This window comes from Bradyrhizobium neotropicale, from assembly GCF_001641695.1.
GTDB lineage: Bacteria > Pseudomonadota > Alphaproteobacteria > Rhizobiales > Xanthobacteraceae > Bradyrhizobium > Bradyrhizobium neotropicale.
On record NZ_LSEF01000100.1, the window covers coordinates 189,014 to 207,610 of the forward strand.

18 protein-coding genes are annotated in these 18,597 nt (G+C 66.1%); 13 read left to right on the plus strand and 5 right to left on the minus strand.

Going from position 1 to position 18,597, the window contains the following annotated elements:
- The first annotated feature begins 278 nt into the window (after nt 1-278).
- Complete coding sequence (locus AXW67_RS34340; protein ID WP_063681480.1) at nt 279-1,214, plus strand: hypothetical protein; 936 nt, start codon at nt 279-281, stop codon at nt 1,212-1,214.
- 102 nt (nt 1,215-1,316) lie between these two features.
- A complete protein-coding gene (pncA, locus tag AXW67_RS34345; RefSeq protein WP_063681481.1) occupies nt 1,317-2,039 on the plus strand; it encodes a bifunctional nicotinamidase/pyrazinamidase in 723 nt (240 codons plus the stop codon).
- Between the two features lie 188 nt (nt 2,040-2,227).
- Here the strand turns inward: pncA and grpE are convergent, their stop codons facing one another.
- Nucleotides 2,228-2,842, minus strand: a complete 615-nt coding sequence (gene grpE, locus AXW67_RS34350; protein WP_063681482.1) for a nucleotide exchange factor GrpE — start codon at nt 2,840-2,842, stop codon at nt 2,228-2,230.
- A gap of 97 nt (nt 2,843-2,939) precedes the next feature.
- On the minus strand, nt 2,940-4,028 hold the full coding sequence (hrcA, locus tag AXW67_RS34355; RefSeq protein ID WP_027554075.1) for a heat-inducible transcriptional repressor HrcA: 1,089 nt from the start codon (nt 4,026-4,028) through the stop codon (nt 2,940-2,942).
- A 151-nt stretch (nt 4,029-4,179) separates the two neighbouring features.
- Here hrcA and rph point away from each other — a divergent pair, with 151 nt between their 5' ends.
- From rph to hemW, 3 genes are read left to right on the plus strand one after another with little or no spacing between them, the layout of a single operon-like run.
- Complete coding sequence (gene rph / locus AXW67_RS34360) at nt 4,180-4,893, plus strand: ribonuclease PH (RefSeq protein ID WP_027554074.1); 714 nt, start codon at nt 4,180-4,182, stop codon at nt 4,891-4,893.
- Nucleotides 4,894-4,903: 10 nt separating this feature from the next.
- Nucleotides 4,904-5,539 (plus strand): RdgB/HAM1 family non-canonical purine NTP pyrophosphatase, encoded by a 636-nt coding sequence (gene rdgB, locus AXW67_RS34365; RefSeq protein WP_063681483.1) that lies wholly within the window; start codon nt 4,904-4,906, stop codon nt 5,537-5,539.
- The gene (gene hemW / locus AXW67_RS34370) at nt 5,526-6,680 is read left to right on the plus strand and encodes a radical SAM family heme chaperone HemW (protein ID WP_027554072.1); all 1,155 of its coding nucleotides are present in this window, start codon (nt 5,526-5,528) and stop codon (nt 6,678-6,680) included. Before rdgB ends, hemW begins: the two co-directional genes overlap by 14 nt.
- Before the next feature lie 110 nt (nt 6,681-6,790).
- Here hemW and AXW67_RS34375 read toward each other — a convergent pair whose 3' ends face one another.
- Nucleotides 6,791-8,047 (minus strand): penicillin-binding protein activator, encoded by a 1,257-nt coding sequence (locus tag AXW67_RS34375; protein WP_027554071.1) that lies wholly within the window; start codon nt 8,045-8,047, stop codon nt 6,791-6,793.
- A gap of 339 nt (nt 8,048-8,386) precedes the next feature.
- Between AXW67_RS34375 and rsmI the strand changes: the two genes are divergently transcribed.
- The 7 genes from rsmI to AXW67_RS34410 all read left to right on the plus strand — a co-directional run bounded on the left by rsmI (nt 8,387) and on the right by AXW67_RS34410 (nt 15,549).
- Entirely contained in the window at nt 8,387-9,340 is a 954-nt protein-coding gene (gene rsmI, locus AXW67_RS34380; protein ID WP_063681484.1) for a 16S rRNA (cytidine(1402)-2'-O)-methyltransferase, read from the plus strand.
- The gene (locus AXW67_RS34385; RefSeq protein ID WP_027554069.1) at nt 9,327-9,749 is read left to right on the plus strand and encodes a YraN family protein; all 423 of its coding nucleotides are present in this window, start codon (nt 9,327-9,329) and stop codon (nt 9,747-9,749) included. The genes rsmI and AXW67_RS34385 overlap by 14 nt, the downstream gene beginning before the upstream one ends.
- A 10-nt stretch (nt 9,750-9,759) precedes the next feature.
- On the plus strand, nt 9,760-10,704 hold the full coding sequence (gene gshB / locus AXW67_RS34390; protein WP_063681485.1) for a glutathione synthase: 945 nt from the start codon (nt 9,760-9,762) through the stop codon (nt 10,702-10,704).
- Between the two features lie 400 nt (nt 10,705-11,104).
- Nucleotides 11,105-11,938, plus strand: coding sequence for a Flp pilus assembly protein CpaB (gene cpaB / locus AXW67_RS34395; RefSeq protein ID WP_027554067.1), 834 nt, complete (start codon nt 11,105-11,107; stop codon nt 11,936-11,938).
- A 14-nt stretch (nt 11,939-11,952) separates the two neighbouring features.
- Nucleotides 11,953-13,470, plus strand: coding sequence for a type II and III secretion system protein family protein (locus AXW67_RS34400; RefSeq protein ID WP_027554066.1), 1,518 nt, complete (start codon nt 11,953-11,955; stop codon nt 13,468-13,470).
- Nucleotides 13,471-13,528: 58 nt separating this feature from the next.
- Nucleotides 13,529-14,263 carry a CpaD family pilus assembly protein gene (locus AXW67_RS34405; RefSeq protein ID WP_027554065.1) on the plus strand — a complete coding sequence of 245 codons (735 nt, stop codon included), beginning with the start codon at nt 13,529-13,531 and terminating at the stop codon, nt 14,261-14,263.
- On the plus strand, nt 14,260-15,549 hold the full coding sequence (locus tag AXW67_RS34410) for a CpaE/TadZ family protein (RefSeq protein ID WP_063681486.1): 1,290 nt from the start codon (nt 14,260-14,262) through the stop codon (nt 15,547-15,549). The genes AXW67_RS34405 and AXW67_RS34410 overlap by 4 nt, the downstream gene beginning before the upstream one ends.
- Before the next feature lie 18 nt (nt 15,550-15,567).
- Here the strand turns inward: AXW67_RS34410 and AXW67_RS34415 are convergent, their stop codons facing one another.
- Together AXW67_RS34415 and AXW67_RS34420 are read right to left on the minus strand one after the other, a co-directional pair.
- A complete protein-coding gene (locus tag AXW67_RS34415; RefSeq protein ID WP_063681487.1) occupies nt 15,568-16,344 on the minus strand; it encodes a tetratricopeptide repeat protein in 777 nt (258 codons plus the stop codon).
- 170 nt (nt 16,345-16,514) lie between these two features.
- Nucleotides 16,515-16,760: a PilZ domain-containing protein gene (locus tag AXW67_RS34420; protein WP_011083489.1), complete on the minus strand. Its 246-nt coding sequence runs from the start codon at nt 16,758-16,760 to the stop codon at nt 16,515-16,517.
- A 225-nt stretch (nt 16,761-16,985) separates the two neighbouring features.
- On the opposite strand from AXW67_RS34420, the gene AXW67_RS34425 reads away from it, so the two are divergent.
- Nucleotides 16,986-18,524 carry a YifB family Mg chelatase-like AAA ATPase gene (locus tag AXW67_RS34425; protein ID WP_063681488.1) on the plus strand — a complete coding sequence of 513 codons (1,539 nt, stop codon included), beginning with the start codon at nt 16,986-16,988 and terminating at the stop codon, nt 18,522-18,524.
- The last annotated feature ends 73 nt before the right edge of the window (nt 18,525-18,597 follow it).

The window sequence follows — 18,597 nt, forward strand, 5'->3', positions numbered from 1 at the left end:
GGAGGGGGCCGCAAGGACCGAACGCAAGTTTCGGCCGTGAAAACATTGGGTTTTGGAAGATCATATCCGGGTGCCGCCGGCCTTGCGGGTGAGGAAATATTAACAGGTCCCTGCCCTCGCCAGAGCCGTCGCCGCAGGCCGCCCGGCCCTGTTGCGGCAAGACCAAACCCGCTAAAAGGCGGGCCGTCGGGTCGCCTCGCCAGCGGGGCTGCCTCACGCGACAAAGAGGCCCGATGGCCACCATCGAACGGCCTCAATGTGAACCAAGTAGAGTGCCCATGAAGCTCATCCGCCCCCTCGCCGCGCTCGCGCTCCTCGTTGCTTCCGCGCTTCCGGCCGCCTCCGCCGATGCTATGTTTCCGCCTGGCTTGCGCCTCGGCATGGTGCCGCTCATCGGCCTCAACAAGGCCAAGACCTTTCCGGGCTTCGAGAACGAGGACGGCAGCGTCAAGGTGCTGGTCACCGAGCTGCCGCCGGCGGCTTATGGCGAGGTCGCGAGCGCCTTCAACGCCAATCCTGCGGGCACCGGCGTCAAGCAGGACAAGATCGAGACGCCCGCGGGCCTTGCCTATTTCACCACGGAGAGCGGCAAGGCCGGCGATACTCCGGTGAAACGCTACTCGATGATCGTGCCGGGCGCCGGCTTCTCCGGCTATGTCGCCGTGCAGATCCCCGAGAACGCCACCAAGATCTACACCGACGAGGCGGTGCGGCAGATGTTTGCGAGCACCGTCACCCGCAGGGAGGTGTCGGTCGACGAGCAGATCGCGCTGATGCCATTCAAGATCACCGATCTCGCCGAGTTCAAGAATGTCCGCACGCTGGCGCCCGGCATCAGCATCATCCTCGCCGATGGCGACGAGAGCTCGGGCTTCGAGCCCAAGCCATACATGATCCTCGGCTTGATCGGTGCGACGCCGCAGCAGGCCGACGACCGCGCCCGCTTTGCCCAGGAAGCGGCGCTCCAGATCCCCGGCATGCGCGAATCGCGCGTCACCATGTCGGAGCCGATCCGCATCAACGGCCAGCAGGGCTATGAGACCCGGATCGACGGCGTCAGCGGCAAGGACAAGACCCCGGTGACGGTGGTGCAGTGGATCCGCTTCGGCGGCAGCACCTCGCTGCGCATCATCGCCAGCGCCCCGCGCGACCAGTGGTCGAACGCCTTCACCCGCTTCCGCGCCGTGCGCGACGGCATCCAGCCGAAGGGCTAGCCCAAGCGCTGGACAGAACCGGCTGCATTTTCGGGCTTCTGTTCGTACACCAGCGGAACTACGCTCCTCCCTCGTTGGGTTCATCCTGGAGGGAGGCGAACGATGCTGGATCGGCGACAAGTCTTGGCGGCGCTTGGGACGACGGCGCTTGCGACCCTCGCGTCAAATCCGGTCCTCGCGGCGGCATCGATCAAGCCGGATGATGCATCCGCGCTGCTCGTGATCGACGTACAGAATTGCTTCCTGCCCGGCGGCAGCCTCGCCGTGAAGGAAGGCGAGCAGGTGGTGCCCGTGATCAACCGGATCGCGAAAGCGTTTGCGAACGTGGTGATGACGCAGGACTGGCACACGCAAGGCCACGTTTCCTTCGCCTCGGTGCACTCCGGCAAGAAGCCGTTCGAGACCATCGACCTGCCCTACGGCAAGCAGGTGCTGTGGCCGGATCATTGCGTGCAGGGCACCGACGGCGCCGCGCTGTCGAAGGACCTCTCGATCCCGCAAGCCGAGCTGATCATCCGCAAGGGCTTTCACAAGGACGTCGACAGCTACTCGGCGTTCCTCGAAGCCGACGGCAAGACCTCGACCGGGCTCGCCGGCTACCTCAAGGGGCGCAAGATCAAGCGCGTCTTCGTCGCGGGGCTGGCGACAGATTTCTGCGTCGCCTGGACCGCACTCGACGCGCGCAAGGCGGGTTTCGAGGTCTATGTCGTGGAGGACGCCTGCCGCGGCATCGACACGCAGGGCTCGCTGGCCAAGGCCTGGGCCGATATGGCCAAGGCCGGCGTGAAGCGGATTCAGTCGGGTGATATCGCGGTGAGCGCTTAGGAAGGCCTGTCAGACCCTCATAGTGAGGAAGCGCGTCAGCGCCGTCTCGAACCACGAAGGCCGAGCTCTCGCAGCTTTCTCCCCTCGTCATTCCGGGGCGCGCGTCAGCGCGATCCCGGAATGACGAGAAAACCCCACAAGCTGCTCAGCGTGAGGGTCTGCGCAAGCAGGAGTGCGGCAAGCGCGGCTTACGCCGCGCCGTTCGATTCGTTGTTGTTGGCGGCGGCCGCGGCCTTGGCGCCGCCCTTGGCGACACCGACCAGCGCCGGGCGCAGCACGCGCTCGCCGATCGTGTAGCCGGCCTGCACGACCTGCACCACGGTGCCTGACGGCACCGACGGATCAGGCACCTCGAACATCGCCTGCTGGAAATTGGGGTCGAACTTCTGGCCCTGCGGGTCGAACTTCTTCACGCCGTGCTTTTCCAGCGCATTGAGCAGCGAGCGCTCGGTGAGCTCGACACCCTCGATCAGCGATTTCAGGCCGGGGTCGGCATTGGCGCGGTCCTCGGCCGGGACGGCATCGAGCGCGCGCTGGAGATTGTCGGCGATGTCGAGCACATCGCGGGCAAAGCCAGTGATGCCATAGAGACGGGCGTCAGCGACCTCCTTGGTGGTGCGCTTGCGCAGGTTCTCCATCTCCGCCAGCGTCCGCAGCATCCGGTCGCGCGCCTCGGCGGCTTCCTTTTGCAGCAGCTCGACCGAACCAGGCTCGGGATCGTCGGGCATCACATAGGGCTTCGACACCACGGGCTCGCCGGTCGGCGCGGCCGTGTCTTCGGGTTGCCGGTTTTGATCGGTCATCGGCTGCTGTCTCGAACTCGTCTGAAGGGATTGTTGGCTGGGATATCGTGCCTAAAGCTACGAAAATCAAGCGCCCGTGATCGGCCTAAACTGCCGGTCAGCCCCCCAGGAGGCGGCTGACGATGCGGGCGGCATAGTCCACGGTCGGGATCACCCGGGCATAGTTCAGCCGCGTCGGCCCGATCACGCCCAAAACGCCGACGATATGGCCGGCGGCATCCCGGTAGGGCGAGATGATGGTGGAGGAGCCGGACAGCGAGAACAGCTTGTTCTCGCTGCCGATGAAGATTCGCACGCCCTCGGCGGTCTCGGCACGGCCCAAAAGGTCAATCACGCCGCGTTTGGTCTCCAGATCGTCGAACAGGAGCCGCACGCGTTCGAGATCCTCCAGCGCATGCAGGTCCTCGAGCAGATTGGCGTGGCCGCGGACAATGAGCTGGCGGTCCTCATTCTCGCCGCCGGACCAGCTCGCGATTCCGGCCGAGATCACCTTCTGCGTCAGTTGATCGAGCTCGGCGCGGGCCCGTCCCAACGCGGTTTCGAGCTCGAGTCGTGCTTCGGCCAGCGTCCGGCCCCGAATCCGCGCATTGAGGAAGTTGCTGGCTTCCGTCAGCGCCGAGGAGGGAACTCCCGGCGGCAGCGACAGCACGCGGTTTTCGACCTGGCCGTCCTCACCGACCAGGATGACGAGCGCCCGTTCCGGTTCCAGGCGGACGAATTCGATATGCTTCAGCCGCGCATTGGATTTTGGCGTCATCACGACCGCGGCGGCCCGGGTGAGGCCCGACAGCCGCGTCAGCGCCTGGTCCAGCGCCGCCTCGACCGACTGGGCCTGGCCGACGGAGGCGAGCTGGCTCTGGATCGATTGGCGTTCGGCCTCGTTGAGCTCGCCGACCTGCATCAGGGCGTCGACGAAGAAGCGCAGGCCGAGTTCCGTCGGCAGCCGGCCAGCGGAGGTATGCGGAGCATAGATCAGGCCGAGCTGCTCGAGATCGGCCATCACGTTGCGCACCGAGGCCGGCGACAGCGGAACCGTGATCAGCCGGGAAATGTTGCGCGAGCCGACCGGCTCGCCGGTCGCGAGATAGCTTTCGACAATTTGACGAAAGATGTCGCGGGAACGCTCGTTGAGCTGGGCCAGGCCTGCGTGCGGCGCGATCAGATGGATCGGATCGTGATGGGCCACAGACGTTAACTCCTCTCAGATGCTTGTAATTTGTCCATCCCTGAGGGTTCTGACAAGCGCGGCGTTGGGGCGAAAAAACCTTGCCGCCCACCCTTCCCCCTCCTACAAGCACCGCGAACAGCCTTTTCCCGTGAGTTTTGGAGGATTTCCCATGCGGCCAAGCCGCCGTGCGCCCGACGAGTTGCGCCCCGTGACGCTGGAGCGTGGCGTCGTCAAATATGCGGAAGGCTCCTGCCTCGTGAAATTCGGCGACACCCATGTGCTGGTCACCGCCACGCTGGAGGACCGCCTGCCGCCGTGGCTGAAGGGCCAGGGCCGCGGCTGGGTCACCGCCGAATACGGCATGCTGCCGCGCGCCACGCTGGAGCGCACCCGCCGCGAGGCGTCCGCCGGAAAACAGAGCGGCCGCACCGTCGAGATCCAGCGCCTGATCGGCCGCTCGCTGCGCACCATCATCGACCTCGAAGCGCTCGGCGAACGCCAGATCACGGTCGATTGCGACGTGCTCCAGGCCGACGGCGGCACGCGCACCGCCTCGATCACCGGCGCCTGGGTCGCGCTCGCCGATTGCGTCAACTGGATGAAGTCGCGCAACATGATCAAGGCCAACGTGCTGCGCGACAATGTCGCCGCGATCTCCTGTGGCATCTACAACGGCACCCCGGTGCTCGACCTCGATTATGCCGAGGATTCGGAAGCCGAGACCGACGCCAATTTCGTCATGACGGGCGACGGCCGCATCATCGAGGTGCAGGGCACCGCGGAACGCGAACCGTTCACGGAAACCGAGTTCCTGGCCCTGATGGCGCTGGCGCGCAAGGGCGTCGCGCGTCTCGTGGACTTGCAGAAACTGGCCGTGGCGTAGTCAATAGGCCATGCACCGCCGAATCACCGGAAAACTCGTGATCGCGACCCACAATCCCGGCAAGCTCGCCGAGATGCGGGAGCTGCTCGCGCCCCATGGCGTCGAGGCGGTCTCGGCCGGTGACCTTGGCTTGGCCGAGCCCGAAGAGACCGGCAACCATTTCCGCAGCAACGCCGCGATCAAGGCGATCGCGGCGGCAAAGGCGACGAAGCTGCCGGCCTTCGCCGATGATTCCGGCATCATGGTCGACGCGATCGACGGCGCTCCCGGCATCTACAGCGCTCGCTGGGCCGGCCCCAACAAGGACTTTGCCGCGGCGATGGCGCAGATCGAGCGCCTGTTGCAGGAGCGCGGCGCGACCACACCCGACAAGCGCAAGGCACACTTCGTTTCGGCGCTCTGCGTCGCTTGGCCCGACGATCATCTTGAAGAGGTCGAGGCGCGCGTCGACGGCACCCTGGTGTGGCCGCCGCGCGGCACAGCCGGCTTCGGTTATGATCCGATGTTCCTGCCCGACGGGTACACACGTACGTTCGGCGAGATGACCAGCATCGAGAAGCATGGCCTGCCGCCGATCGGCCTTGGCTTGTCACATCGTGCCCGTGCCTTCGTGAAACTGGCGGAGATCTGCCTTGAGCCGCGCTAAGGAAGCCTTCGGCGTCTACGTGCACTGGCCGTTCTGCCTGTCGAAGTGTCCCTATTGCGATTTCAACAGCCATGTCCGGCACGCCGCGATCGACGAGGCGCGCTTTGCGGCGGCCTTCGCTCGCGAGATCGCAACCACCGCCGAGCGCGCGCCGGGCCGCGAAGTCACCTCGATCTTCCTCGGCGGCGGCACGCCGTCGCTGATGCAGCCCGCGACCGTCGGTGCGGTGCTCGACGCCATCGGCAAGCATTGGACCGTCGCCAAAGATGTCGAAGTCACGCTGGAGGCGAATCCGACCAGCGTCGAAGCCACGCGCTTCGCCGGCTATCGCACCGCCGGCGTCAATCGCGTCTCGCTCGGTGTGCAGGCGCTCGACGATGCCTCGCTGAAGGCGCTGGGCCGCCTGCATAGCGCCCGCGAGGCGCTCGATGCGGTCGCCATCGCGCGCCGCTCGTTCGACCGCTATTCGTTCGACCTGATCTACGCCCGCCCCGACCAGACGCCGGCGATGTGGGCCGACGAGCTCCGCCACGCCATCGATGAAGCGGCCGAGCACCTGTCGCTCTATCAATTGACGATCGAGGAAGGCACGCCGTTCTTCGGCCTGCACCAGGCCGGCAAATTGAAGACGCCGGACGAAGCGGTCGCCCGCGCGCTCTACGACGTGACGCAGGAGACCTGCGACAGGCTCGGCCTGCCTGCCTACGAGATTTCAAATCACGCGCGGCGCGGCGCGGAGTGCCGGCACAATCTCGTCTACTGGCGTGGTGAGGAATATGCCGGCATCGGCCCCGGCGCCCACGGCCGTCTCGACATCGACGGCATCAGGCACGCGACCGCCACCGAGAAGCGCCCCGAAGCTTGGCTGATGCGGGTCGAAGCTTCCGGCCATGGCGTCGTCACCGACGAGCTCCTCAACAGCGAAGAGCGGGCCGACGAATTTCTGCTGATGGGATTGCGCCTCGCCGAGGGCATCGACCCCGATCGCTACACTGCACTCTCCGGCCGCCCGCTCGACCCCCGCCGCATCGCGCTGCTGCGCGAGGAAGGCGCGATCACGGTGGATCCGACGGGCCGCCTGCGTGTGACGAGTAGCGGATTTCCGGTTCTGGATGCCGTGGTCGCGGATCTCGCGGCGTAACGCGCTGCCGTAGGGTGGGCAAAGGCGCACTTGCGCCGTGCCCACCACCTGTCCGCAAATTGGATTGAAGCGGTGGGCACGCTTCGCTTTGCCCACCCTACGGCAGCGCGCTAAGCCCCAAAACTCTTCGGCGAGCCGGCCACCGCAACACCACCGCCCGTCGTCACCTTCATCACCGCAAGCCCGCGCTCATTGGTGCCGTCGGCGCGGAAGCGGAACAGGCCGTCGATGCCGGCGAAACCGGAGGGGTTGGTGAGCACGTCGGCGGAGAAGCGCGTCGTGCCTTGCGTGCGCGCGAGCGCGGCGACGAGGGCCACAGCATCATAGGCGAGCGTCGCCGTGCGCACCGGCTCGCCACCGAATTTGGTGCGATAACGGCCGGAGAAAGCGCGGAAGCCGGCTGGATCCGGCGCAGCGTAGAGGCCACCCTGGAGCGCGGCGCTGGCATAGACGCGCGGATTGTCCCAGAGGCCGGTGCCCAGCATCTGAATGTTGCGCAGATTCGCCCCCGCGGCCGTCAGCGCATCCGCGACCGCGACAACGGCATCTCCGTCATCGGCAATGAACAGCGCATCCGCACTGCCGAGCTGCGGCGCCACGGTGCGCGCCGCCGTCGCCCGATCGGACCCGTATTTCTCGAACGCGACGAGACGGCCGCCGCGCCGCGGCACCGCCGCCTTCAGCGCTGCCTCGACGACATTGCCATAGGCATTCTCGGGCACGAGCGCAGCGACGGACCGTTTTCCGATGCTCGCGGAATATTCGATGATGCGATTGACGTCGGACTCCGGCAGGAAGCTGAGCAGATACACGCCGCGGCCTGCGATGCTGGAGTCGGTCGAGAACGCCATCACCGAGATGCCGCGCGCGCGCGCCACCTGCGCCACCGCCGGGACCGACTGCGCGAACAGCGGTCCCAGGATGATCTCGGCGCCTTCATCGACCGCCTGCTGCGCGCCCTGTTGCGCGCCTTGCGGGCTGCCATTGTCGTCCTTGATCAGGAGCTGGATGTTGGGATTCTGGAACTCGGCCAGCGCCATCTCGGCGGCGTTGCGCATGGATTGCGCGGCGAGCCCCGCATTGCCTGCGGCCGAGAGCGGCAGGATCAGGGCGACTTTCACGCCGCCGGTCCCGGCGGTCGTCGCCTGCTGCGGCGGCCCGGCGGGCTGGGCCGGAGGCGAAGAGCTGCTGAAGGGGTTGGAGAACTGGCTGAGGCTCTGCTGCACGCCCGCGCAGGCCGACAGCAGCGGCGCGCCGAGCAACAGGCCAAGCGCGCTGCGTCGGGTCGCCCCCGCCAAACGGGGGCCCGGAACGGAAGACTCCTCCGATTCTTCGGAAGAGAACTTGGGATAATTCGGGCCCACCATGGCAACTCTTCTTTTGACCGGCCACTTCTGGCCGGTCAGAACCAGTCTTGCCGCGACCAAGGCCGCGGATTCACGCATAGTCTCGACAAATAGTTAACCAAAACAAAAGGATAATGACCGCCTAACGCGAACGCCTCCCCGTCCCGGCCAACTGTTCGCCGTCCGTCACGCAGCATCAAGGCGGCGTTTCCGCCGCGAATATGGCGCCAGCGCTTGTTTCCCTCTCGAATGTGATCCCGATGGATCACATTCCCGTCCGTCCCCGCCCCTGCGTCGGTCCTGAACTTTTTCGGCGGACTGGTTCCCAGCCCCTCGGATCATGCCTAAGTTCATCTCATTATGCGCGCAAAGCCGGCCCCGATAAATATGCCTGAAGGTGCGGCGGACTCCGCCCCGCGCGGTTTTTCCATCGACGCCCATCGCCTTGCCGCGCCGAAGGCCGCGCCCGGCCTGCATCTGGTCGCGACCCCCATCGGAAATCTCGGCGACATTACGCTGCGGGCGCTCGAGACCTTGGCTGGTGTCGATGTGATCGCCTGCGAGGACACCCGCATCACGCGGCGCCTGACGGAGCGCTATGCCATCTCGGCTCAGCTCAAGCCCTATCACGAGCACAACGCGGAAGCTGCGCGCCCAAAAATCCTGGAGGCGCTGGCGCAGGGCGGCTCGGTCGCGCTGGTCTCCGATGCCGGCACGCCCCTCATCTCCGATCCCGGCTTCAAGCTGGTGCGCGAGGTCTGCGCCGCCGGCCACGCGGTCTACGCCCTGCCCGGCCCATCCTCGGTGCTGGCAGCGCTGTCGCTGGCGGCCTTGCCGACCGACCGCTTCTTCTTCGAAGGCTTTCTGCCCCCGAAATCTGCAGCCCGGCGCAGCCGCCTCGCCGAGCTTGCCCGCATCGATGCGACGCTGGTCATGTTCGACTCCGGCAACCGCGTGCAGGATACGCTCGCCGACCTCGCCGAGATCATGGGCGGTCGTGAAGCTGCGATCTGCCGCGAACTGACCAAGCTGCACGAGGAGATCACACGCGCCCCGCTTCATCAGCTTGCGCGCGAAGCGGACACGCTGGAGACCCGTGGCGAATTCGTGCTGGTGATCGGCCCGCCCGCCGCCGATGCCGAGGTGCTGACATCGGATGCGCTCGACGATCTCCTGCGTGAGCAGCTCGCCACGCACAGCGTCAAGGACACCGTGGCGCATGCGGTCGCGCTTTCCGGGCGACCGCGCCGCGAGGTCTATGCGCGCGCGCTCGAGCTCGCCAAGGATCTGCGGGGCGGCGATGCCGAAGACTGAGGGGGCGAAGACCAATGGTACCACGCCGACGGAACTAAAAGTCGCCTCGCCCGAGCGCCTGGCCGCGTTCCGCACCGGCATCTCAGCCGAGAGCCGCGCCGCCGCCTATCTGATGGCAAAGGGCTATCGCATCCTCGCAAAACGCTACCGCACGCCGCATGGCGAGATCGACATCGTGGCGCGCCGCCGCAACCTGATCGCCTTCGTCGAGGTCAAGGCGCGTGCAAGCCTGGATGAGGCCGCCTTTGCCGTGACGCCGCGCCAGCAGCAGCGCATCATCGACGCCGCGCAAGGCTGGCTCGCTACGCATCCCGAGCATGCCGAATTCGAATTGCGATTCGACGCCATGCTGATTGCGCCGAAGCGACTTCCACGCCATGTGTTGGCGGCATTCGACGCCTCGACCTGAAAGGCAGCCCATGAAACTGAACGTCGCCGTCCAGATGGACCCCATCGCCCGCATCAACATCCGCGGGGATTCCACCTTTGCGCTGTTGCTGGAGGCGCAGAAGCGCGGCCATGGCCTGTCCTATTACACGCCGGACAAGCTCTCGATGGTCGGCGACGAGCTGGTCGCTCCGGTCCAGCTCCTGACCGTGCGCGACGAGCCCGGCGATCACTTCACGCTCGGCGAGCCCCGGCGTGAGGCGCTGAACGGCTTTGACGTCGTGCTGCTGCGGCAGGATCCGCCGTTCGACCTCGCCTACATCACCTCGACGCACTTTTTGGAGCGCATCCATCCCAAGACGCTGGTCGTCAACGATCCGGCGTCGGTGCGCAACGCGCCCGAAAAACTGTTCGTGATGAATTTTCCGCAACTGATGCCCCCGACTCTGATCTCGCGCGACCTCGATGAGATCAACGCTTTCCGCGAGCAGCACGGCGCCGTCGTGATGAAGCCGCTGCACGGCCATGGCGGTGCGGCGGTGTTCCGCGTGATGCCGCAGGACATGAATTTCGGCTCGCTGTTCGACATGTTCTCGGTGACGTTCAAGGAGCCCTGGGTGATCCAGCAGTTCATCCCCGAGGTGAAGCACGGCGACAAGCGCATCATCCTGGTCAACGGCGAATTCGCCGGTGCCGTGAACCGCGTGCCGGCCGCAGATGATCTGCGCTCCAACATGGTGCGCGGCGGCGCGGCAAAGGAGACCGAGCTCACCCCGCGCGAACGCGAGATCTGCGAGACGGTCGGGCCCGCGCTGCGCCAGCGCGGCCTGTTGTTCGTCGGCCTCGACGTGATCAACGACCGCCTTACCGAGATCAACGTCACCTCGCCCACCGGCATCCGCGCCATCGCGCGGCTCGGCGGCCCGGATATTGCGGCGAGGATCTGGGACGTGATCGAGCAGAGGCGAAAGAAGTAGCGCGTCTAGTTTCGTAGCCCGGATGGAGCCCAGCGAAATCCGGATGTTGTACACCGCCTCTCCAATGTCGTCCTGGCGAACGCCAGGACGACACCGACAATGTGTCGGATTGTTTCCGCCTCGCTGCGGTGGCGAGCTCGCTGCGAGCTTCGCTAAAACCCTAACCACCCATTCACCATGACGGCTCGCACGGCATCTGCGAGCGCGTGTCGACGTGCGTGAATCTACGGGGATCGCGGCTTGCTTGAATAACGCGCCATTCACCATCCGCCCAAAACCCGCACCGTGACCGGCCATCACATTCGGGCTCGCAACACCCCTTATACCTTTACTGCCTACTCATCGACGTCGGGGAACCCGCCACGTGCGGTTCGAGTGTCCCGCGTAAGAGTAGCAGCGTATGAATACCGCACGCATTGTCGTTCTCGTCATTGCGCTGGGCGCCGGCGGCGTCGCCGCGTATCTGGCGAACGGCTATGAGAACAAGCCCGCGCCGGTCCTCCCGGTGGCCGAGAAGCTGCCGACGGTCGAGGTTCTCGTCGCCAAATCCGACATCCAGCTCGGCCAGGCTTTGAAGCCCGAGGACCTGCAATGGCAGATCTGGCCCGCTGCGACAGCGAGCGGTGCTTTCATCCGCCGCGACAACAGACCCGAGGCGCAAAACCAGATTGCAGGCTCGATCGCGCGCGTGCCCTTGATGCAGGGCGAGCCGATCCGAGAGCAGAAGCTGGTGAAGGCCGATGGCTCCGGCTTCATGGCCGCGATCCTGCCGTCCGGCATGCGCGCGATCTCCACCGAGATTTCAGCCGAGACCGGCGCCGGCGGCTTCATCCTGCCGAACGACCGCGTCGACATCATCCTGACGCGGCGCCTGAAGAATCCCGACGCCGGCCATGGCGCCAACGGCAACAACGGCCAGACCAACGGCAATGACATCATCCTTTCCGAGATCATCCTGACCAACATCCGCGTGCTCGCGATCGATCAGGCGCCGAAGGAAAAGGACGGCCAGAACGCCGTGGTCGGCAAGACCGTCACGCTCGAGCTCAGGCCCGACCAGGCCGCCACACTCTCTGCCGCGCGCCAGGGCGGCACGCTGCAGCTTGCACTGCGCAGCATCGCCGATGCCAACGCATCGGAAGTCTCGCTCGAAGATCAGGCGATCAAGCGGCCCGGCGGCGTCAGCGTGATCCGCTACGGCGTGCCGGCGCGGCAACTTACGTCACAGAAGTGATGGGGACACCCAAGATGAACTACGGGGACAATCGGACGTGCATGCGCATTCGGGGGAATGGCGCACGCGCGTTCTGGACGGGGGCAATGCTGCTGCTGGGGCTGGTCACGGCGCCGAACTGGGCGAGCGGTGCCGACGCGCCGGTCGGCGACCAGGCGCCGATGCAGGCGCCGGATCTCGGCGTGGCGCCGGTTGCGACGATCGCGCCGGCCAGGACACGCTTCCTCTCGCTCGGCGTCGGCAAGTCGGTCGTCATCGACCTGCCGCGTGAGGTCAAGGACGTGCTGGTGGCCGATCCCAAGATCGCCAATGCGGTGATCCGCTCGGCGCAGCGCGCCTATATCATCGGCGGCCAGGTCGGTCAGACCAACGTCGTGTTCTTCTCGGCCGACGGCCAGCAGGTCGCCTCCTACGACATCGCGGTGAAGCGCGACCTCAACGGCATGCGCGCAGCACTGCGCCAGTCGCTGCCGGGCGTGCAGATCGAAGGCGTCGGTGACAGCGTGATGCTGACCGGTTCGGTGTCGAGCCCGGTCGAGGCGCAGCAGGCGGGCGACGTCGCCGCCAAGCTGGTCGGCGGCTCGGAGAAGGTCGTCAACAACATCGTCGTGCGCGGTCGCGACCAGGTGATGCTCAAGGTCGTCGTCGGCGAAGTGCGCCGCGACATCGTCAAGCAGATGGGCGTCGACCTCAGCGCCAGCCTGAACGCCGGCACTGCGGTCGTGAATTTCAACAACTCCAACCCCTTCTCGGTCAGCGGCGGACCGCTGGTCAGCGGCAACGGGCTCGGCGTCGCCGGCCTCGCCAAGGGCGTGGCCACCGTCAGCGCCACCATGCGCGCGATGGAAAGCGCCGGCGTGATGCGGACGCTGGCCGAGCCGAGCCTGACGGCGATCTCGGGTGAATCGGCGACTTTCATCGCCGGCGGCGAATTCCCGATACCCGCAGGCTACTCCTGCGATCCGACCACGCATGTCTGTACCACTCAGATCACCTACAAGAAATTCGGTATCTCCCTGAACTTTACGCCGGTCGTGCTCAGCGAAGGGCGGATCAGCCTGCGGGTGATGACCGAGGTGTCGGAGCTGTCGAACCAGAACGCAATCTCGGTGACGCAGGCGCTGTCCTCGACCTCATCGAGCTCCATCACCATCCCATCGATCCAGACCCGCCGCGCCGAGACCACGCTCGAGATTCCCTCGGGCGGCTCGATGGCGATGGCTGGCCTGATCCAGCAGCAGACCAAGCAGGCGATCAACGGCCTGCCCGGCGTCGACCAGGTGCCGATCCTCGGCCAGCTGTTCCGCAGCCAGGACTACGTCAACAACGAAACCGAACTGATGGTGATCGTAACGCCCTACGTGGTGCGCGCGGTCGCGCAGAAGGAATTGTCGCGGCCTGACGACGGCTTCGCGCCAAGCTCGGATGCGCAGTCGGCGCTGCTCGGCCGCATGAACCGTCTCTATGGCATCGCGCGCCGCGCTGATCCCATCAGCGGCTACCAGGGTGATTTCGGCTTCATCATCGACTGAGACGGGCAGGCGGCTCGACGACGACACTTTGGGGACGAGGGGCAAGAGGGGGACAAGGATGGCGAATACAGCGGCCGATCACCGTGGCAGGCTGCGCCTCGCAATCGCACTGACGGGGCTATCCGTCATGCTGGGCGCGTGCAACACCACAGGCGAGATCGTCACCCAGACGGTGCCGACCGACTATCGCCAGCGTCATCCGATCGCGGTGCAGGAAGCCAAGCGCTCGATCGTGATCTTCGTCGGCAAGTCCCGCGGCGGCCTCTCGGCCGAACAGCACGCCGACGTCGTGGGCATCGCCCGGGACTGGGTGCGCGAAGGCACCGGCTCCGTCATCGTGGATGTGCCCATCAGCACCGCGAATGCCAGGCCCGCAGCGGCGACCTATCAGGAGATTCGTTCGGTGCTGACGGCGGGCGGCGTGCCGTCGCGCGCGATCGTCCAGCATCCATACCGTCCCGAGGATCCGGGTCTGCTGCCGACCATCCGGCTGAGCTATTCCAGGATCGCAGCCGTCGCCGGCCCCTGCGGCCTGTGGCCGGAAGACATAGGTCCTTCCATCCTCAACCCCGGCTACAACGAGAACCAGCCCTACTTCAATCTGGGCTGCGCCAGCCAGCGCAATCTCGCGGCAATGATCGACAACCCTGCCGACCTCGAGCAACCGCGGGCGGAAACGCCGGTCTATACCGCACGGCGCGACATCGCCTTCGACCGCTATCGCAAGGGCTCGCCGACTTCGACCACCTATCCCGAGGCTGACAAGGCCAAACTCAGCGACACAGGCAAATGACAGACGGCCACGAAGACCAAGCGGACGATCCGCGGCACCCCGAGGAACACATTGCGCCGGTCCCGCGCATTTCGGTGCAGGCGTTTTGCGAGACCGAGCAGACGCTCGCCGCGGTGACCGCGGCGGGTCAGGACCGTCGTCTCGCCAAGGCGCATCTCACCGCCAAGGACGGCGGCCTTGCCGCGGCGATCGAAGTCTATGATTCGATGCCGACGCCGAACGTGATCGTGATCGAATCCGACGGCACGCGCGACATCCTCGAAGGGCTCGATGACCTCGCCGGCGTCTGCGATCCCGGCACGCGCGTGGTCGTGATCGGCAATCCCAACGATGAGGCTCCCTATCGCGAGCTCGTGCGTCGCGGCGTCAACGACTACGTGGTGGGCCCGGTCGAGACCATCGACGTGGTGCGCTCGATCTGCAGCCTGTTCTCGGCCTCGGAAGCCATCATCACCGGCCGCGTCATCGCGGTGGTCGGCGCCAAGGGCGGCGTTGGCGCATCCACCGTGGCGCACAACGTAGCCTGGACCATCGCGCGCGATCTGGCGCTCGATTCGGTCGTGATCGATCTCGACCTCGCCTTCGGCACCGCAGGCCTCGACTACAATCAGGATCCGATCCAGGGCATCGCCAACGCGGTGCTGTCGCAGGATCGTCCCGATACTGCGCTGATGGAGCGCCTGCTCGCCAAATGCACCGAGCATCTCAGCCTGCTCGCCGCGCCGGCGACGCTTGATCGCGTCTATGATTTCGGCGCTGAGGCGTTCGACGCGGTGTTCGACACGCTGCGGATGACCACGCCCTGCATCGTGCTCGACGTTCCCCATCAATGGTCGGGCTGGACCCGGCGCGCGCTCGTCAGCGCCGACGACATCCTGATCGTTGCCGAGCCCGATCTCGCCAACTTGCGCAACACCAAGAACATGCTGAGCGTGCTGAAGGGCGCGCGGCCCAACGATCGGCCACCGCTCTACTGCATCAACCAGGTCGGCATGCCCAAGCGCGCGGAGATCGAGGTCAAGGCGTTCGCCAAGACGATGGAAAGCCAGCCGATCGCGGTGATCCCGTTCGATTCGAAGCTGTTCTCGACCGCCGCCAACAACGGCCAGATGATCGCGGAAGTCTCCAGGAGCCACCGCACCACCGAGCTGTTCCAGAACATGGCGAACCGTCTCGCCGGGCGCGGCGACATGAAAAAGCCGAAGCGCTCGCTGCTCGGGCCGTTTCTGAAGAAGCTGAAGGGCAGGGGCGGGCGCAGCTCCGCGCCGCATCGTAAGGCGTCGTAAGCCTAAACCTGCGCCGGGCTATTTGTTGTCGGCCCGCTGCTGCCTTTTCGCCAGGAGCTGGCGCAGCGCCGCGACCTTGGCCTCGGCTTCGGCCGGCGGCAGATCGGCCTTCACGATGGTCTCGGCCTCGGACTGCTTTCCTTCCAACCCCAGCACGAAGGCGAAATTGGTCCGGACGCGGGAATTGGCGGGATTGCGCTCGTAGGCACGCCGCAACGTCTCCTCCGCCCTGGGCAGATTGTTCTGGAGCACATAGGACAGGCCGAGATTGGACAGCACCAACGGCTCGTCGGGTACGATCTTCAGCGCAGTCGCGTAATATTGCTGCGCTTCCTCGTTGCGGCCGAGCTGATCCAGCACCGCGCCCTGCGCCGACAGGATGCGCCAGTCGGGATCCTCCGGCGTGTGCGCGCGGCTCAGCACGTCGAAGGCCTGCTGGAAATTGCCATTATCGGCGAGCGCGCGGCCGTAGCCGGCGAGCAGCGCCTTGTTGCTGGGATGGCCGAGCACGGCCTGCTCCAGCACCGCAACCGCCTGGGCGCGCTGGCCGGTCTCGCGCAGCGCCTTGCCGTATTCGAGCGCGACGTTGGGATCGCTCGGCTTGGCGCGATAGCGCTCGCGCAAAGCGTCCACGTCCGGCTTGGCGTCTTGCTTGCCCGCGGTTTCCGTCTTGCCGCCGAGCGCACCGGTGATGTCCTCGAGGCCCGTGGTCTGGCAGCCACCGAGGGCGAGCACCAGGAGCGCGGGAAGGAGGAATCTCGCCGGAGGAGAGGCAAGGGGCGAACGCTTGGACATGCTCTGATCTACCGTCGGCGAGTGATCAGAGATGCTTTGCCGATTAACGCTAAATTCCCGTTAAGGGAACACGCCCGGCGAATCTATTGTTTGAGATGATCTCCGCGCAAACGCGTTCCGCGTTTGTCGCGAGGGAAAACCGCTGCACGCTTTTCCGGATCATGCTCGCCCTAGTCGGTGAATTCGGCGCCGAATTCGCAGCCGATGCGCCAGCGCAGGCGGCATTGGCGGGAATAGTCGGGCGCGAAGATGATGGTGAATTGCGGCGGCACTTCCAAGAACTCCGCCACCACTTTCACGCCACCGTCGGAAATATCCGTGATCGTGCAGTCCCTCGGCAGCGAGCCCGCGCCAAAATGAATCTTGGCGAGCCGACTGCACACCCGACGTTCGCTTCTGCGGCGATTTGCAAGCATTTCGATTGTTCACTGGTTAGATCACGGCCCATCCCGCGAGCCTAGGAGTAGCGAACATTCGTTGGAATGTGCTGAGCATAGAAGCTCGCATTCGAGGCGTACTGTCCTGATCCCGTTTACGATCCGTTAGGGCTTCTCTCGCCGCGAAATTGTTCCCGTATTGTTCTTGTCAGGTGCGCTTCGCCCTGCTACCCTTGATTGTGCGAGGGGCAGCCTGGGTCGAAGATGGTTCAGCGGGTTTCTACAGTCGCCTTTGAGGGGATCGAGGCCCGCACGGTCGACGTGCAGGTGCAGGTCGCGCCGGGTCTGCCGGCCTTTGCCATCGTCGGCCTGCCGGACAAGGCGGTATCCGAGGCCCGCGAACGAGTCCGCTCGGCGCTGATCGCCTCCGGCCTGGCGCTGCCGGCGCGGCGGATCACCGTCAATCTTGCGCCCGCCGATCTGCCCAAAGAAGGCAGCCATTACGACCTGCCGATCGCGCTCGGCCTGATGGCGGCGATTGGGGCGATTCCGCCGGATGCGCTGACGGGTTTCACCGTACTTGGCGAGCTCGGCCTCGACGGCTCGATCGCGCCGGTGGCCGGCGTTCTGCCTGCCGCGATCGGCGCCAATACGCGCGAGGAGGGGCTGATCTGTCCGGCCGCCTGCGGCTCGGAGGCGGCCTGGGCGAGCCCGGACATCCAGATCATCGCCGCGAGTTCGCTGATTCAGATCGCCAACCATTTCAAGGGCACGCAGGTGCTGTCGCGGCCCTCACCGAAGGTGCATGAGGCCGCCGCCTCAACGCTCGACCTGCGTGACATCAAGGGTCAGGAGAGCGCCAAGCGGGCGCTGGAGATCGCGGCGGCCGGCGGACATCACCTCCTGATGATCGGCGCACCCGGCGCTGGCAAATCGATGCTGGCCGCGCGCCTGCCGTCGATCCTGCCGCCGCTGTCGCCGAGCGAGCTGTTGGAGGTCTCGATGATCGCCTCCGTTGCCGGCGAGATCCAGGGCGGCGCGCTGACGTCGCGGCGGCCGTTCCGCTCGCCGCATCATTCCGCCAGCATGGCCGCACTCACCGGCGGCGGCATGCGGGCAAAGCCCGGCGAGATCTCGCTGGCGCATCAAGGCGTGCTGTTCCTCGACGAGCTGCCCGAATTCGATCCGCGCGTCTTGGATTCGCTGCGCCAGCCGCTGGAGAACGGCGAGGTCTCGGTGTCCCGGGCCAATCACCGCGTGACTTATCCGGCGCGTTTCATGCTGGTCGCGGCGATGAATCCCTGCCGCTGCGGCAATGCGTTCGAGCCGGGCTATGCCTGCAAGCGCAGTCGCATCGATCGCTGCACGGCCGACTACCAGGCGCGCATCTCGGGCCCACTGATGGACCGCATCGACCTGCGCATCGAGGTGCCGGCGGTCACTGCGGCCGATCTGATCCTGCCGCCGCCGGCGGAGGGCTCGGCGGAAGTCGCCGCGCGCGTGGCCGCGGCGCGCGACATCCAGCTCGCGCGCTATGCCGATGCGGGGCTGCCGCATGTCCGCACCAATGCCGAGGCGCCGGCCTCGGTGCTGGAGGAGATCGCCAAGCCTGACGCGCAGGGCCAGAAACTGCTGCGCGATGCCGCCGAGAGCATGCGGCTGTCGGCGCGCGGCTATCACCGCGTGCTGCGGGTGGCGCGCACGCTCGCCGACCTCGACGCCGCGGACAAGATCGGCCGGCTGCATCTCGCCGAGGCGCTGTCCTACCGCGCACTCGCAGAGGATGTGCGCCAGCTGGCGTAACGACCTCGGGCATCAACCCGGCGGTAACGAGTTTCCTTTACGCTCTGCAAACCATAAGGCCCGCAAGTGTCCG